Origin of the sequence: Bacillus cereus group sp. BfR-BA-01523, assembly GCF_022662615.1 — a bacterium.
Classification (GTDB): Bacteria; Bacillota; Bacilli; order Bacillales; family Bacillaceae_G; genus Bacillus_A; species Bacillus_A mycoides.
This window is the reverse complement of the sequence record NZ_JAKUDX010000008.1, coordinates 115,437-131,526: the sequence shown is the minus strand read 5'-3', so window position 1 is coordinate 131,526 and position 16,090 is coordinate 115,437. Positions and strand designations below refer to the sequence as shown.

Sequence of the window (16,090 nt, the reverse complement as noted above, 5' to 3'; positions counted from 1 at the left end):
CTACAACACTTGAGAAAGAAATTAATTGAATTTTTAGTATATTAATAGTGGAAACATAATGATAATATGAAACTACTCTTTTTCAAAAATTTTTTATTAGGGGGAATGTTAGATGAAAAAGAAGAGTTTAGCGTTAGTGTTAGCGGCAGGAATGGCAGTTACTACGTTCGGAGGGACAGGCTCTGCATTTGCGGATTCTAAAAATGTGCTCTCTACTAAGAAGTACAATGAGACGGTACAGTCACCTGAGTTTATTTCTGGTGATCTAACTGGAGCGACTGGTAAGAAAGCGGAATCTGTTGTGTTTGATTACTTAAACGCGGCAAAAGGTGATTATAAGTTAGGGGAAAAGAGTGCGCAAGATTCTTTCAAAGTAAAACAAGTGAAAAAAGATGCTGTAACTGATTCAACAGTAGTACGTATGCAACAAGTTTACGAGGGAGTACCTGTATGGGGGTCTACTCAAGTAGCTCACGTAAGTAAAGATGGTTCTTTAAAGGTATTGTCTGGAACAGTTGCGCCTGATTTAGACAAAAAGGAAAAGTTAAAAAACAAAAATAAGATTGAAGGCGCAAAAGCAATTGAAATCGCGCAGCAAGATTTAGGAGTAACACCTAAATATGAGGTAGAACCAAAAGCGGACTTATATGTATATCAAAACGGTGAAGAAACGACATATGCATACGTTGTAAATCTAAACTTCTTAGATCCAAGCCCAGGAAATTACTACTATTTCATTGAGGCGGAAAGCGGTAAAGTATTAAATAAGTTTAATACAATTGATCATGTAACAAATGATGATAAGTCTCCTGTTAAACAAGATGCTCCTAAACAGGATGCGAAAGCGGTTATAAAGCCTGTAACAGGAACGAATAAAGTAGGAACTGGTAAAGGTGTATTAGGAGATACGAAATCGCTTAATACAACGTTATCTGGATCATCTTACTACTTGCAAGATAATATGCGCGGAGCAACAATTTTCACATATGATGCGAAAAATCGTTCGACGTTACCAGGAACATTATGGGCAGATGTAGATAATGTTTTCAATGCAGCGTATGATGCAGCAGCAGTAGATGCTCATTACTATGCAGGTAAAACATATGATTACTATAAAGATACATTTAACCGAAATTCTATTAATGATGCAGGAGCACCATTAAAATCAACTGTTCATTACGGAAGTAAGTATAATAATGCATTCTGGAACGGTTCACAAATGGTATACGGAGATGGTGATGGTGTAACATTCACTTCATTATCTGGTGGTATTGACGTAATTGGTCACGAATTAACGCATGCGGTTACGGAAAATAGCTCGAATTTAATTTATCAAAATGAATCAGGAGCATTAAATGAAGCAATTTCTGATATCTTTGGTACGTTAGTAGAATTCTATGATAACCGTAACCCGGATTGGGAGATTGGTGAAGATATTTACACGCCTGGTAAAGCAGGAGATGCACTGCGTTCTATGAGTGATCCAACGAAATATGGTGATCCAGACCATTATTCTAAGCGTTACACTGGTTCAAGTGATAACGGTGGCGTTCATACAAACAGTGGTATTATTAACAAACAAGCTTATTTATTAGCAAATGGTGGTACGCATTCTGGTGTAACTGTAACTGGTATCGGTAAAGATAAATTAGGTGCGATTTACTACCGTGCAAATACACAGTATTTCACGCAATCTACTACATTTAGTCAAGCTCGTGCTGGTGCAGTACAAGCTGCAGCTGATTTATATGGTGCTAGCTCTGCAGAAGTAGCAGCAGTTAAGCAATCATTTAGTGCTGTTGGTGTAAACTAAGGCTTTAAGGGATAGTTATTAATAAAATACTTCAAAAATAAAGAAGGAGCCTATGCTCCTTCTTTATTTTTTTCTCCATTTTTTCCACAAATAAAATAATCCAACACAACCTGCGATTGTAATAATCCATTTCGCTTCATTTGTTCCGTTTATGACATGATATGCAGAATATACTTCGATCAATAAGGCCGGTATTTTCCCTATTGTGCTAGCAATACTGAAAGAGAGTAATGACATTTTGCCTAGAGCTGCAAATAAAGTAACGATACTTGATGGGATGAAAGGTATGAATCGAAACGATAGAACGAGTAGAAAGGCCTCTCTACCTTCTACATAAAGTAGGCGTTCTACCTTTGGATACTTATTTACTTTGTTGTGAGTGAATTTCTGAAGGCCTATACGATAAATATAAAACGAGATAATAGCCCCTAATGCCTCACCTGCGATCGAAATAATGGTTCCGTTTGTTACACCAAAGAGCTGTATGTTAATAGCGGTCAAAAAAATACTAGGGATAAAACCTAAAAGACTGATGATGATGTTAATTAAGATACTAAGTGGAATTGCGATTGAATAATAGTCTGTTAAGAAGTTTTGAATTGTTTCAGCCATTGTTTAAAATCCTTTATCTTTTTTTGCATTACACCATATTTCTATTGTGTAGGCAAGTGCAAATTTACATAATGTAGGAAACTGTTGATAGAAAGGGATTTGTATACCGTATATAGGTATTGGGTATATGGAAGTAGGGGTATATTTATTTTGTTTAAAAAACACTCCATAAATCCTGTATTTAAAGGGTTTATGGAGTGTTTCGATTGGTGTTTTCATCTGGGAAATAATTATAAAAACATGGGGGTATATTTTAAGAAGAGCGAAAAACAGTGATTTGATGAAAGGGGGGTGGAAAATATAGCAAAATGAATGAGGATTTTAAAACTGTATACATTTTTTCTTTGTGAAATTGACTTTTAGTGGAGTTACGATAATAATCATGGAAGAGGTGATACGATGAAACGATTAAGTAGTCTTTTCTTGAGTAGTTTATTGGCACTAATGCTGATTTTAAGTGGATGTGCAGGAAAAGAACAAAAAACAGAAAAACCAAAAGAGGATCATTCTACATCAGTAGAAAAAATTAGTGATAATATTTTAGATGAAATGGAAGGGCCACCTAAAAATGGTCATACGATTGAAAGGCATGTAGGCAAATCAGAAGAGGATTTGAAGAATCGTTTGAAGACAGATAAAGTTTCAGCGGCAAGTACATACTATGATAAGGAAACAGCGACAAAGGCTGTGAAAGATAGTTTAAAACAACATGATAAAGAAATTCAGGATTGGTTGAAAAACTCTAAAGAGGCTCGTCTTGTATTGAATACAACTCATTCATTCCCAGTTGGAAAAACAGTAATAAAGAAAAATATGATTGTAAAAGACAAACTAGTAAAGACTGTTACTGTTTTAGCGAGAGATAAATCAGGAAATCTAGGATTTAAGATTATTACTTCTTATCCATCAGATAAATAAAGGGGGGAGTATATATGTATCCAACATTACAATACTTTCTTAAATCATACTGTACGTTAAGTATTCATGAGGATGAAATAGTAAGCGTGATGGAAGAGTTTATAGAGCAAGAGGACGAAGAGATTGTTTTGAAATTACGCGATGAATTAGTAAATATGAAGAAAAAGAACGCGTGGGAAGAAGCGTGCGTATTAGCTGCGAAGCAAGGCAATCGTGTGTGGTCTTTAGAAGAAACGAAAGATCATCTGGAAATTTTTTTACTATTATTGCAAAAGAAAAAGGCGTGAGTGGATCACGCCTTTTTGTATACGCTTTTTGAAATTTGTCCGTTTGATATTATCTCATTGTTTTGGGGCACTTTTATATACGCTTTTTGAAATTTGTCCGTTTGAGAGTACTTCACCGTTCTGTGTTACTTTTTTATACGTAACCGCTGTTATTTTATCACCAGTATTACTAATTACTTGAGAAGAAACTTCAACATTTTTACCAGTATTTGTACCGAAAATACGTGTAGTAATACTACCGCCATTTGAAAATGCTTGAATGTAAATATGCTTACCTGTATTGTTTTTAAATTTTAAATCCGGACCATAATCTGCCACTGCTGCATCCTGCCCAAGTGGTAAATAATTTACGGGCATAGAATGATTGCTTCGAGAAACAATTCCTAAATCTGCCCTTAAAGCTGCGCTGTATAAAGTACTACTTACTTGGCAAACGCCTCCGCCTGCACTTTGTATAACTTTACCTTGTGAATATACTGCTGCGGATTTATAACCATGTGCAGCATCAGTTACGCCAACACGGCCATTAAAACTAAACGTTTCATCAGGTGCTACAATAACTCCACTTAAAGTATTAGCTGACTTATTTACGTTATAGGACTGATTTCCATTACGGCCAGCCATTGGGGTAGAGTATTCAGCAATCACTTCTTTAATCCCCATTTGTTGTATATCTTCTGTAGAACGTTCAGGTTTTATTAGTGTAACTGGTAATACAACATCGGGTGTGCCAGAAGTAATAGCTGCGCTTGTTAAATCGGTTAATTTTCCTTTATCAATTTTTTCCCCATTTTGACTTTGGCTAATATTTACTGTAGAGCCTTCAACACTTAATTCGGCGTTGACAGGATTTTTTAATGCTTCATTATATTTATCCTTTATAAAGGTTTCATAAGTTGTTGTATTTAATTGTGGTGTTAATTTATAGTCACGTTTTACTTCACCGTTTTCAGCTTGCTTACGCATGTTGTAACGATTCATTACGTTCCCTTCTTGTTCTTTAAAGATATTGTCGACAATATCCTTCTCTTTATAATCTACTCCTAAATCTTTCCACGTGTAATTTTGCTTATCATTTTGGAATACGTAGTTAAGAGATTTTTGATTTAATTCATTCATCTTTTGATTAACAAGGGCTTGAATATCTGCTTTATTTTTTCCATCAAGAGAAATACCTTCAAATGTAGTGTTTGGTAGTGCAGTTGTATTTAGTTGATTATTTAATTTGGATACATATTGATATCCACCAATACCACCAACACAAAGTAATATGCCACCAGCAATAGCGGAACCAATCAGTATTTTGCTTAGCTTCATTTATTTCCCCCCAGAAAAATTTTTATAAATATATGTATTACATTTTTTGTATAAAAATGATGAAAATAACATTATGTACGTCCTAGTATACTATTATTTTCACTACGTGTGTAATGTTTTCATAAAAAATGTTACACTGCTGTAATAATTGTCTCTTTTTGTCACAATATGCATGAGAAATATGTTGAAAATTATAATAAAAAGGCTGCTTAGAAAAATCTAGCAGCCTTTTTATTATAATTTTTTATGCTCATTTTTATTCGTAACACCGAGATGTTCTTGAAGTGTTGTCGATATATCATTAACACTCTTTTCGTTTGGAACGTAATAATAAATACCACCTATATATTTATCAGTACCTTCCACTTGCAATTTATCCATTTTTAAATTTGAATCCATTGAATTTTTTGCAATAGTCATCATATCATCAAAAGTTAAATTTGTTTTTAAGTCTGTATCGACAGCATCTAATAGGCTTCCGATTTTATTAATGGAATTGAGAGATAGGGCTTTTTCAGCAATAGCCTCTAAAACAAGTTGTTGTCGTTGACCACGCATATAATCACTATCAATATGACGCGTTCTAGCTAGTGCAAGTGCTTCTTCTCCATTTAAATGTTGACGCCCTTTTTTTAGGTGAATTGCATCTGCTTCGTCGCTACTATTTTGTTCTGTAAACTCAACTGGAACGTCGACAGTTATACCACCTAGAGAATCAACAATCTTGATAAAGGATTTGAAATTGAATTTTACATAGTAATCAACTGGTACATCTAAAAATTTTTCTACTGTATCAATTGTGCTGTCTACACCACCAAATACATGTGCATGTGTAATTTTATCATATTTATCACGTGATTTAATGAAGACGCGTGAATCACGTGGAATGCTAACTAGTTTAACAGATTTATCATTTTTATTAATTGTTGCAAGTAGTAATGCATCTGTACGAGTCGCTTTTCCGTAACCTTTTTCCCTGATATCACTTTCATCAACACCCATGATCAGGACAGAAATATTATCAGTCATAGGTTTAACAGCTTTTTCACGTTTGCTGGATTTATCTCCTCGGCCGAGTTCAGAATAAGCGTTGCTTAAGACGGATTTTGCTTTACTGTATATATGGAAGGAATAGCCTCCTGCTCCCATTGCTACAATAAGTAAGGGAATAAGAATGAACCAAAGTAGGCGCTTTTTCTTTGAACGTCCTTTTTTGGCTCGAGTTTCGTTGTTAATGTCGGATTTCATCATTTTTTCTCCTTTAAAACAATCAAAGTGTATACATCTAGAAGCGTATTAAAACACATAAAAAATATTTTACGCTAAATAAAAGGTATTGTACATGTATAAAAAATAGATGTATTGATTATTTATAAGACATCTATTCGTTATTGTATACAAAAGACAGGGATAAGAAAATGATAAAATTTTACCTAATTAAAGCATAATACTTACAATAATCGCAGATAAAATACTAACAAGAGTAGCGCCGTATAGTAATTTTAGGCCGAAGCGGGCAACAACATTTCCTTGTTCTTCGTTTAACCCTTTTACCGCACCGGAAATAATTCCAATGGAAGAAAAGTTGGCAAAAGAAACGAGGAAGACAGAAATAATACCAACTGTACGGATAGAGAGAGTGCTGGAAAGTTTACTAAGATCCATCATTGCTACAAATTCATTTGTTACAAGCTTTGTTGCCATAATGCTACCCGCTGTGACAACTTCAGAACTTGGTACGCCGATAAGAAATGCAATAGGGGCGAATACATAGCCTATTAATTGTTGGAAAGTAATGCCGAATATAATGAGGAATAGGTCATTAATGCAACTCATTAATGCGACGAATCCAATGAGCATAGCACCGACGACAATTGCTACACGAAAACCATCAAGAATGTATTCTCCAAGCATTTCAAAGAAACTTTGTTTTTCCCCTTTTATTACCAAAATGTCTTCATCATCGTTAACGTCGTAAGGGTTAATAATGAGTACGATAATAAAACCACTAAATAAATTGAGAACGAGTGCGGTTACTACATATTTTGGTTCAATCATTGTCATATAGGCACCGACAATGGACATAGACACTGTTGACATAGCAGAGGCGCAAAGTGTATATAGTCGATGTTTTGGAATTTGGGCTAATTGTTTTTTAACCGTAATAAAAACTTCTGATTGGCCGACAATAGCGGAAGCGATGGCGTTGTAAGATTCTAATTTCCCAAGACCGTTTATTTTACTAAGAAAGAAACCAATCCAACGAATAAAGAATGGTAGTATTTTGAAATGTTGCAATATACCAATTAAGACGGAGATAAAGACAATCGGTAATAATACGTTAAGGAAAAATGGCATTTCCCCTTTATTTGCAAGACCGCCAAATACAAAGTTTATACCACTGGCAGCATACTCAAGTAGCCTCGTAAACAGGCTAGAAATTACCGTAATAAGTATGAGACCAATTTCTGTATTTAATAATAAATAGGTTAAAATTAATTGTATAATAAGCATGATAAAAATTGGTTTAAATTTAATATGTTTCTTATTGTTGCTAGCAATATAAGCAAGGAAGAAAACAACGATAAGTCCCACGAAAAAAGTAATAAATTTCATAGTAAGCCCCCTAAAAGAGATATTCTGCTATATATGTTTTTCATTTCAAGGGAGAATATGCATCTTTGGTAAAGAAAGGAATAGAGAGAGCATGAATATATGTAGAGTGCACCACGTTGCAATTATTTGTTCGAATTATGAACTGTCAAAGGATTTTTATACTCGGATATTAGGTTTTAAAGCGATAAATGAAGTATATAGAGAAGAACGAGATTCTTATAAGTTAGATTTATGTGTAGGGGAAGAGTATCAAATTGAATTATTTTCATTTCCTAGTCCACCTGAGCGCCCAAGTTTTCCAGAAGCAGCTGGACTTAGACATTTAGCATTTGCTGTTACAAATATAGAAGAAGCTGTAAACCATTTAAAACAATGCGGTGTGGAGACTGAAGCGATACGTATGGATGAAATTACGGATAAAAAATTTGTCTTTTTCCAAGATCCTGATGGCTTGCCTTTAGAATTGTATGAGGCTTGAAATTGGTGAATTTTATATAGGGTTGCTTTCAAATAAATGAAGAAACTAAAGTGAAACTTCTTTTTTAAAGGAGGTGTAACTTTAGCTAAGAAAGCTAAAGGACATATGTGGATATTTTAAAATTACTGATGGTAGCCATCCTTATTGCGTTAACAGCATTTTTTGTGGCTGTTGAGTTTGCAATTATTAAGGTGCGTAGCAGTCGTATTGATCAACTCGTCAGTGAAAAACGACGAGGAGCATTGGCAGCTAAAAAAGTAACTTCGAATTTAGATGAGTATTTATCAGCATGTCAGTTAGGTATTACAATTACTGCTTTAGGGCTTGGGTGGTTAGGAGAGCCCACTATAAAACATATACTCGAGCCGTTGTTTTTAAAACTACACTTATCTCCTGCAATTGCAAGTACAGTTTCATTTATTATTGCCTTTGCAGTTATTACGTTTTTACATGTTGTCATTGGTGAACTTGCTCCGAAGACGCTCGCTATACAAAGGGCAGAGCAAGTTAGCTTATTATTATCGAAGCCAATTATTTACTTTTACCGAGTAATGTATCCGTTTATTTGGGCTTTAAATGGTTCTGCAAGGCTTGTAACAGGGTTATTCGGATTACATCCGGCTTCTGAACATGAAGTAGCTCATTCGGAGGAAGAATTACGATTAATCTTATCTGAGAGTTATGAGAGTGGAGAGATTAATCAAAGGGAATTTAAATATGTAAATAATATTTTTGAATTCGATAATAGAGTCGCAAAGGAAATTATGGTACCTCGTACGGAAGTTGTAGGTTTATATGAGGACGAACCATTTGAAACACATATTAAAATAATCGCACAAGAAAAGTACACGAGATATCCCGTATTTGGTGAAGATAAAGATGAAATTATTGGGATGGTTAATGTAAAGGATTTATTTATTCGTTATATGGATGGTAATCGAGACGAGGGGTGCTCGATTACGCCATATACAAGACCAGTTATTGAAGTGTTAGAAAATATCCCTATTCATGATTTGCTATTACAAATGCAAAGAAAACGAATTCCATTAGCTGTATTATATGATGAATATGGTGGTACAGCGGGGATCGTTACACTAGAAGATATTTTAGAAGAAATTGTTGGAGAAATCCGAGATGAATACGATGAAGATGAACACCCGCCTATAGAGCATATAAGTGAAGGGTGTAAAATCGTAGAGGGAAAAGTGCTTATTAGTGAAGTAAATGATTTATTTGGCATACACTTAATCGCTGATGATGTAGATACAATTGGTGGCTGGATTATGGTACAAAAGCAAATCGTTGCTGAAGGAGATATTATTGAAAAACACGGCTTTTCTTTTAAAGTTCTTGAAAAGGATATGCATCAAATTAAGCGAGTTGAAATAAAGAAAGTAGAAGAATGAATGGATTTTCTATTATATAAACTTTAATAAAAAGTATATATAGAAAAATAAATGTTTGCGCTTTCAAAAAAGGTGCTATATAGTGAAAGTGGATACTGAAGAATTCATTTAATGATACTCGTATTTTATAGGGCGAATTCTTTAGATAAGGATTTAGAATGAAAAGTATAGGTGATGAAAAATGATAGCAACGAAGGATATACGTATAGAAAAAGATTTTTTAGGTGAAAAGGAAGTACCGAGTGTAGCTTATTATGGTGTACAAACATTACGTGCCGTAGAAAACTTTCCTATTACAGGATACCGCATTCATCCGTCACTCATTACGGCAATGGCAATTGTAAAAAAAGCGGCAGCGCTTGCGAATATAGATACAGGTTACTTAGCTAAAGATATCGGACAAGAAATTGCAGAAGCGGCACAAGAGATTGTTGATGGAAAGTTCCATGAGCAATTTATCGTAGACCCGATTCAAGGCGGAGCAGGTACTTCAATTAATATGAATACTAATGAAGTAATTGCTAATAGAGCGCTAGAACGTATGGGATACGAAAAAGGTGAATATGCGAAAATTAGCCCAAACACTCATGTGAACATGGCCCAATCAACAAATGATGCGTTTCCAACTGGGATTCATATAGCAACTCTTATGATGCTGGAAGAACTTCTTGTTACAATGGAAGAACTTCACTCTGCTTTTCATGATAAAGCAAAAGAGTTCGATCACGTTATTAAAATGGGGCGTACGCATTTGCAAGATGCAGTTCCAATTCGCCTTGGACAAGAATTTGAAGCATATAGCAGAGTGCTAGAGCGTGATATAAAAAGAATTAAACAGTCTCGTCAACATTTATACGAAGTTAATATGGGTGCGACAGCTGTCGGTACGGGATTAAATGCAAACCCTACTTATATAGAACAAGTTGTGAAGCATTTACGAACTTTTAGTGGTTTCCCTCTTGTTGGTGCAGAGCACTTAGTTGATGCGACGCAAAACACAGATGCATATACAGAAGTATCTGCAGCACTAAAAGTATGTATGATGAATATGTCTAAAATTGCAAATGACCTTCGTATTATGGCGTCTGGTCCACGTGTTGGGTTGGCGGAAATTCAATTACCAGCTCGTCAACCAGGTTCATCTATTATGCCGGGGAAAGTAAATCCAGTTATGGCAGAAGTAATTAACCAAGTTGCTTTCCAAGTAATTGGAAATGACCATACAATTTGCTTAGCGTCAGAAGCTGGACAATTAGAGTTAAATGTAATGGAGCCGGTATTAGTATTTAATTTAATTCAATCCATCAGTATTATGAATAACGGTTTCCGTGTATTCCGTGAATACTGTATAAAGGGAATTACAGCGAATGAAGAGTTGCTTAAGCAATATGTTGAAAAAAGTGTTGGAGTTATTACAGCAGTGAATCCTCATATTGGTTATGAAGCAGCTTCTCGCATTGCACGTGAAGCAATTGCGACAGGAAAATCTGTTAGGGAGCTATGTTTAGAACATGGTGTACTTACAGCAGAAGAGCTTGATATTATTTTGGATCCATACGAAATGACGCATCCTGAAATTGCTGGTGCTTCTTTATTAAAGACTAAAAAAATGTAATGTAAAAAGCACCGATCCATTTGGATCGGTGCTTTTTTTAGAAGATATTAAATACAGAGTTAAGTTGAAGTAAGCTAATAATAGCTAAGAAGATTAAACTATATTTCATTACTATTTTAAATAGAGCAGATTCTTGACCAACTAGTCCAACTGCTGCACAAGCAACTGCTACAGATTGTGGTGAAACCATTTTTGCGATTGTACCACCAACTACGTTTAATGAAACGAGAGTAGATGGTACGATGTTTAACTGATCGGCAGTTACTGCTTGAAGTGGTGCGAATAATGAACCACTTGATACGACTGAACCTGTAATGAATACGCCAATCCATCCTAAGATTGGAGAAAGAACTGGGAATGCATTTCCTGTAGAAGAGAATGCAAGTCCAAGTGTAGATGACATACCAGAGTAGTTTTCTACGTAAGCTAAAGCGATAACGCTACAAATTGTATATACTGGAACTTTTAGTTCTTTTATTGTTTCGATCATTAATTCTTTAATCATTTTGCCGTTTACACGGTAGACGATAAGTGAAACGATGATTGCTAATACAATCGCAGTAGTTGTAGAAGAGAATACATCTAGTTTGAAAATCGCTGCGAAAGGTGTATCAGCCTTTGTAATTGGTGCAGTTTTCATAACCGCATTATGAAGACCAGGGAATTGAATGTTAAATACTAGGTTTGCCAATGGACCATCCGGAGCAAATAAAGCTTTAATTGGTTTTAAATTAAAGATTGTTACAAATGCAGTTAAGAATACGAATGGGGACCAAGCATATAAAATTTGATTGAATGTATGAGATTCTTTTTCTTCTTGTTTTTCTTCTTTAGCAGAAGATTTTGGTTGCCAAACACGTAAGAATAATGTAAGAGCGACCATACTTACGACTGCTGCGAAAATATTAGTAAGTTCAGCGCCTAAGAAGTAAGTCACAAGGAACTGAGTAATTGCGAAAGAAACACCACTTACAAGAATACCTTGCCAAGTTTCTTTAATGCCTTTAAAACCATCTACCATTGAAACAAGTAAGAACGGTAAAACAATGCTAATGAATGGCAAAATGTAAACAGCTTGACGACCGACAGTTAATGCATCTAGCCCAGTTAATTGTGCAGGTACTGTAACTGGAATACCCATAGCACCCATAGCACCACCAGCGATATTAGCTACTAAGCAAATACCTGCTGCTTTTAATGGATTAAAGCCCATACCTACAAGTAATGCAGCTGTAATAGCAACTGGAACACCGAAACCAGCTGCGCCTTCTAAGAAAGCACCGAAAGAATAAGCGATTAATAATACTTGTAAACGCTGATCATTTGTAATACTTGAAATGCTATCACGAATGACATTGAATTGTTCTGTTTTAACAGTTAATTTGTAAAGGAAGATAGCTGCGATAACGATAGTACAAATTGGATAAAATCCAGATAAAACACCGAATCCGGCAGATGCTACAGCTACAGTTGCGGGCATTTTATAAACAAATATAGCAAGAATAATAGCGACGATCACACTATAAAGCCCAGCCATGTAACCTTTCATTTTGAATCCCACTAAACAAATAATGAAGCAAAAAATTGGGAGCGCTGCGATTAGTGCAGATAACCAAATATTGTTTAATGGGTCATAAATTTGTGTCCAAGTACTCATAATAATGACAACTCCTATCTATTATATGTGAAGAAATTCACATTATTTGTGAAACTATTCACAATCAACTTACATGCTTAGTATATTCTCCTTCAACACTATTGTCAACGTGAAAAAGTATAATTATTCCATAATAGTATTAAAAGTAACATTTTGTTCATAAAGTAGACAAAAAGCGTAATCAAATTGATTTGATTACGCTTCTATAAATTATTTACATATTCTTTCATTTTTTCATATGTCATTGGTCCTACATGCTTATATTGAATGACACCGTTTGTATCGATGACAAAAGATGTTGGAATGCTGATGATTTGATATGCGGCACTTGCCTGGCCTTTCTGATCTAATAGGACGGGGAAGGTATATTTGTTTTCTTCAAGAAATTGTTTTACATTATTCGGGTCTTTTTCAGTAGCTGTCGCATTTATAGCGACAATTTCAATCCCCATATCTTTAGTATCGTGATAAAACTTTTCCATATCAGGCATTTCTATTTTGCATGGACCACACCAGCTTGCCCAAAAATTCAATATTACTTTTTTTCCTTTATAGTCTGTAAGGCGAACTTCTTGACCAGTGGTTGTTTCCAGAAGGAAATCGAGGGCAGCATTGCCAACTTCAGTTCCAATGGGGATGTTTGATTTTGAAGCTATATCTTCTTTTTTTTCTAATAGGAAGTGATTGATAATAGTCCAGCCAACCGCAATGCTAATTAACGCAAAAATAAACCATTTTTTAATATTACATCATCCTCCTTACTTAAATTTCCTTTTTATCGTAACAAAGTGGTTAAATATGGTCAAATTACTTTACGATAGGTTATCAATTATGGACGATATTTTACAATATCATTACTGTACATTTCAGTAAGGTGAAAATATAACAAAAAGCCTGATAAAACAACGTTTGTAAGCAAAGTATTGCTAGCCCTTTGTTTTGCTTTTTTATTGTATCATATAGTATAATATTCAAAATCAGGTGGGATTTTTTCTTGAACTGTGTGCTGATAAAAGTCGGAAAATTTTCTCAGCATTATAGGTTGATAAAGTTATGTCGTAACAGGAAATATAAGAACAGATATATAAATAAATAAAGAGAAAATAAAAAATGAAAATGAGGGGAATTTTATGAACCAAAACCAATTTGACTGTCGTATTTCAGAAGAAGACGTACAGATGTTAAGAGCATTAGCTCATCCATTGCGTCTACGTTTAGTAATGGAACTGATGCAGCGTGGAACATGTAATGTAACACAATTACAAGAGGTATTAGAAATTCCGCAATCAACTGTTTCGCAGCATTTAACGAAATTAAAACAAAATAAAGTAGTACGCTTTGAGAGACGCGGGTTAGAAGTGTACTATCAAATTCATAACGATAAAGTAAGTGAAGTAGTAAAAACATTATTTTCTTAATTTTTGAATATTATGGAAAGAAGACGTGTGAAATATACGTCTTTTTTTATTTGGAAAGGATCTAATAATAGGAAGATTTGAGAGCGTATATATTAGCGCGTTAGAAAGAAACAAACTATCGGTTGAAGTGCTAAATTGACGGAATATATTCTGAAGGGATATGAAAAGATAGAAAGGAGTGTTGTAAGCCAAAGGAGGAATAATATAATGGATGTAAAACGTGTGAAACAGATATTATCTTCTTCAAGTAGAATTGATGTTACATACGAGGGAGTCCCCGTATGGATTGAGAGCTGTGATGAGCAGAAGGGTAGTGCTCAAGTGTATGACGTATCCAACCCAGGAGAGAGCGTTCACGTGGATGTCACGGCTTTAGAAGAGATGTAATAGAAAAGACGCTTCTAATTGTAGAAGCGTCTTTTTTATTTACTATTCCATCATATGTGCAATTTTCTTAGAGAACATAAGAAGTACTAATCCTAGCACGATTACGATAACACCGATGCTTGCGAATACTTCTAAATATCCTAAAGATTGAGTGAAAGCAGCTAATTGTCCTGCTAATAAGTTTGCAAAGCCAGTACCAGCTAACCATACACCCATTAATAAAGATGCTAATTTAAGAGGTGCGATTGCACTTACCATAGATAATCCGATTGGTGATAAGAATAATTCACCGATTGTGTGGAACATGTAAGTGAATACAATGAATAGTAAGTTTGCTTTCATTGTAATGTTACCTTCATCGCTACCAGTTTTTAGAACGGCTAAAGTTAAAACTAAGTATCCGATTCCTAGTAAAATCATACCAAAAGCCATTTTTGTAGGGATTTTTAAATCACCATTTTTTGTTTTTGAAAGTTTAATCCATAATGCAGAAACTGGTAATGCTAGTAAGATAATGAATAGTGGGTTTACAGATTGGAACCAAGGTGTTGGAATTGTAAATCCACCAATTGTACGATCCACGAACTTATCTGTGTAAAGTGTTAAAGAACTACCAGCTTGTTCAAATCCTGCCCAGAAGAATACAACGAAACAAGTTAAAATTAAAATTGCAGTTGTACGCTTTTTCTCTTGTGTTGTTAAAGGTTTTTTCTCAATAGGTTTTGCATTTTGTTCTTTAGATTTTTTACCGACAACAGTTGTTCCGATAGACCCTAAGTAACGAGGTGCTAAGAAATTAAAGGCAATCTGTCCAATAATCATACCGATACAAGCTGTTAAGAAACCGTATCTATAATCTGTGAAGTAACCACAAATGAATGGAGCGATAAGAGCTCCTAAGTTAATTCCCATGTAGAAGATAGTGAAGGCACTATCACGACGAGAATCGTTGTCGCTATATAATTGACCTAGTAAAGTCGAGATGTTTGGTTTGAAGAATCCGTTACCGATAACTAATAATCCTAATCCTAAAAATAGTCCAGTTTTCGTATTCATTGAAAATAGTACGAAGTTACCAATCGCCATAATGATACCGCCGATGGTAATGGCATGTCGTTTCGTAATGAAATGGTCAGTTAACCAGCCACCAATAATCGGTGTGAAATATACAAGCATTGTGAAAATACCGTAAATTTGAACTGCAACTGCTTTATCAAATCCTAAACCGCCACTTACTAAGCTCGTTGTTAAATAAAGAACTAATAAGCCACGCATTCCGTAATAACTAAATCTTTCCCATGCTTCTGTAAAGAACAACAAATATAATCCTGGTGGATGTTTTTTTGGTGATTGTTGCTCTCCAGCTTTGTCTAATTTTAAAGCTGCATCCATGTTTGTTTCCCCCTAATCCTGTATAACGGATATTTATGTAATTATTTTAATTCACAAAATATTTAGAAGTCAATAGAATTATATGGAAATAGCAAGAAAATTTCTGAAAAAATCTATTTTTCTTCAACCGTTACTGTATTTTTCCCTGAAAACAAGATAATAAGCGTTTTCAAA

At 34.7% G+C, this 16,090-nt stretch carries 15 protein-coding genes; 8 read left to right on the top strand and 7 right to left on the bottom strand.

The genetic code is table 11. The annotated features are described in order from the left end of the window. Positions 1-112: 112 nt before the first annotated feature. The gene (locus tag MR066_RS19835; RefSeq protein WP_242248285.1) at positions 113-1,813 is read left to right on the top strand and encodes a M4 family metallopeptidase; all 1,701 of its coding nucleotides are present in this window, start codon (positions 113-115) and stop codon (positions 1,811-1,813) included. A 63-nt stretch (positions 1,814-1,876) separates the two neighbouring features. Here MR066_RS19835 and MR066_RS19830 read toward each other — a convergent pair whose 3' ends face one another. Beyond that, positions 1,877-2,425 (bottom strand): TVP38/TMEM64 family protein, encoded by a 549-nt coding sequence (locus MR066_RS19830; protein WP_002029716.1) that lies wholly within the window; start codon positions 2,423-2,425, stop codon positions 1,877-1,879. A gap of 399 nt (positions 2,426-2,824) precedes the next feature. On the opposite strand from MR066_RS19830, the gene MR066_RS19825 reads away from it, so the two are divergent. Both MR066_RS19825 and MR066_RS19820 read left to right on the top strand, forming a co-directional pair. After that, positions 2,825-3,343 carry an RNase A-like domain-containing lipoprotein gene (locus tag MR066_RS19825; RefSeq protein WP_002091018.1) on the top strand — a complete coding sequence of 173 codons (519 nt, stop codon included), beginning with the start codon at positions 2,825-2,827 and terminating at the stop codon, positions 3,341-3,343. Positions 3,344-3,357: 14 nt separating this feature from the next. Next, positions 3,358-3,630, top strand: a complete 273-nt coding sequence (locus MR066_RS19820) for a hypothetical protein (protein WP_002091014.1) — start codon at positions 3,358-3,360, stop codon at positions 3,628-3,630. A gap of 54 nt (positions 3,631-3,684) precedes the next feature. Here the strand turns inward: MR066_RS19820 and MR066_RS19815 are convergent, their stop codons facing one another. From MR066_RS19815 to MR066_RS19805, 3 genes are all read right to left on the bottom strand, one after another. Next, the gene (locus MR066_RS19815) at positions 3,685-4,947 is read right to left on the bottom strand and encodes a VanW family protein (protein WP_242248283.1); all 1,263 of its coding nucleotides are present in this window, start codon (positions 4,945-4,947) and stop codon (positions 3,685-3,687) included. Between the two features lie 234 nt (positions 4,948-5,181). Continuing rightward, on the bottom strand, positions 5,182-6,198 hold the full coding sequence (locus tag MR066_RS19810; RefSeq protein ID WP_002029713.1) for an LCP family glycopolymer transferase: 1,017 nt from the start codon (positions 6,196-6,198) through the stop codon (positions 5,182-5,184). A 186-nt stretch (positions 6,199-6,384) separates the two neighbouring features. Then, on the bottom strand, positions 6,385-7,563 hold the full coding sequence (locus MR066_RS19805) for a NupC/NupG family nucleoside CNT transporter (RefSeq protein WP_242248282.1): 1,179 nt from the start codon (positions 7,561-7,563) through the stop codon (positions 6,385-6,387). A 91-nt stretch (positions 7,564-7,654) separates the two neighbouring features. On the opposite strand from MR066_RS19805, the gene gloA2 reads away from it, so the two are divergent. The 3 genes from gloA2 (at position 7,655) to aspA (ending at position 11,062) form a co-directional block, all read left to right on the top strand. Then, entirely contained in the window at positions 7,655-8,041 is a 387-nt protein-coding gene (gene gloA2 / locus MR066_RS19800; protein WP_242248281.1) for an SMU1112c/YaeR family gloxylase I-like metalloprotein, read from the top strand. 107 nt (positions 8,042-8,148) lie between these two features. Continuing rightward, positions 8,149-9,447 (top strand): hemolysin family protein, encoded by a 1,299-nt coding sequence (locus tag MR066_RS19795; protein WP_016093357.1) that lies wholly within the window; start codon positions 8,149-8,151, stop codon positions 9,445-9,447. A 181-nt stretch (positions 9,448-9,628) separates the two neighbouring features. Further along, positions 9,629-11,062: an aspartate ammonia-lyase gene (gene aspA / locus MR066_RS19790; protein WP_242248280.1), complete on the top strand. Its 1,434-nt coding sequence runs from the start codon at positions 9,629-9,631 to the stop codon at positions 11,060-11,062. Between the two features lie 37 nt (positions 11,063-11,099). On the opposite strand, the gene MR066_RS19785 is transcribed toward aspA, so the two are convergent. Beyond that, positions 11,100-12,719 (bottom strand): lactate permease LctP family transporter, encoded by a 1,620-nt coding sequence (locus MR066_RS19785; RefSeq protein ID WP_002029741.1) that lies wholly within the window; start codon positions 12,717-12,719, stop codon positions 11,100-11,102. Positions 12,720-12,922: 203 nt separating this feature from the next. Further along, a complete protein-coding gene (locus tag MR066_RS19780) occupies positions 12,923-13,351 on the bottom strand; it encodes a TlpA disulfide reductase family protein (RefSeq protein WP_080683317.1) in 429 nt (142 codons plus the stop codon). Between the two features lie 498 nt (positions 13,352-13,849). Here MR066_RS19780 and MR066_RS19775 point away from each other — a divergent pair, with 498 nt between their 5' ends. Both MR066_RS19775 and MR066_RS19770 read left to right on the top strand, forming a co-directional pair. Continuing rightward, on the top strand, positions 13,850-14,137 hold the full coding sequence (locus tag MR066_RS19775) for an ArsR/SmtB family transcription factor (protein ID WP_001075217.1): 288 nt from the start codon (positions 13,850-13,852) through the stop codon (positions 14,135-14,137). A gap of 207 nt (positions 14,138-14,344) precedes the next feature. Further along, positions 14,345-14,524: an acid-soluble spore protein H gene (locus tag MR066_RS19770; RefSeq protein ID WP_002010492.1), complete on the top strand. Its 180-nt coding sequence runs from the start codon at positions 14,345-14,347 to the stop codon at positions 14,522-14,524. 42 nt (positions 14,525-14,566) lie between these two features. Here MR066_RS19770 and MR066_RS19765 read toward each other — a convergent pair whose 3' ends face one another. Further along, positions 14,567-15,916 (bottom strand): peptide MFS transporter, encoded by a 1,350-nt coding sequence (locus MR066_RS19765; RefSeq protein WP_061674012.1) that lies wholly within the window; start codon positions 15,914-15,916, stop codon positions 14,567-14,569. Positions 15,917-16,090 lie beyond the last annotated feature (174 nt).

What these genes read in the sequence shown, in the direction of transcription:
- MR066_RS19770 (WP_002010492.1), top strand. Translation starts at nt 14,345, where the DNA reads ATGGATGTAAAACGTGTGAAACAGATATTATCTTCTTCAAGTAGAATT.
- MR066_RS19810 (WP_002029713.1), bottom strand. Translation starts at nt 6,198, where the DNA reads ATGATGAAATCCGACATTAACAACGAAACTCGAGCCAAAAAAGGACGT.
- MR066_RS19785 (WP_002029741.1), bottom strand. Translation starts at nt 12,719, where the DNA reads ATGAGTACTTGGACACAAATTTATGACCCATTAAACAATATTTGGTTA.
- MR066_RS19835 (WP_242248285.1), top strand. Translation starts at nt 113, where the DNA reads ATGAAAAAGAAGAGTTTAGCGTTAGTGTTAGCGGCAGGAATGGCAGTT.
- aspA (WP_242248280.1), top strand. Translation starts at nt 9,629, where the DNA reads ATGATAGCAACGAAGGATATACGTATAGAAAAAGATTTTTTAGGTGAA.
- MR066_RS19820 (WP_002091014.1), top strand. Translation starts at nt 3,358, where the DNA reads ATGTATCCAACATTACAATACTTTCTTAAATCATACTGTACGTTAAGT.
- MR066_RS19765 (WP_061674012.1), bottom strand. Translation starts at nt 15,916, where the DNA reads ATGGATGCAGCTTTAAAATTAGACAAAGCTGGAGAGCAACAATCACCA.
- MR066_RS19825 (WP_002091018.1), top strand. Translation starts at nt 2,825, where the DNA reads ATGAAACGATTAAGTAGTCTTTTCTTGAGTAGTTTATTGGCACTAATG.
- MR066_RS19830 (WP_002029716.1), bottom strand. Translation starts at nt 2,425, where the DNA reads ATGGCTGAAACAATTCAAAACTTCTTAACAGACTATTATTCAATCGCA.
- gloA2 (WP_242248281.1), top strand. Translation starts at nt 7,655, where the DNA reads ATGAATATATGTAGAGTGCACCACGTTGCAATTATTTGTTCGAATTAT.
- MR066_RS19805 (WP_242248282.1), bottom strand. Translation starts at nt 7,563, where the DNA reads ATGAAATTTATTACTTTTTTCGTGGGACTTATCGTTGTTTTCTTCCTT.
- MR066_RS19815 (WP_242248283.1), bottom strand. Translation starts at nt 4,947, where the DNA reads ATGAAGCTAAGCAAAATACTGATTGGTTCCGCTATTGCTGGTGGCATA.
- MR066_RS19775 (WP_001075217.1), top strand. Translation starts at nt 13,850, where the DNA reads ATGAACCAAAACCAATTTGACTGTCGTATTTCAGAAGAAGACGTACAG.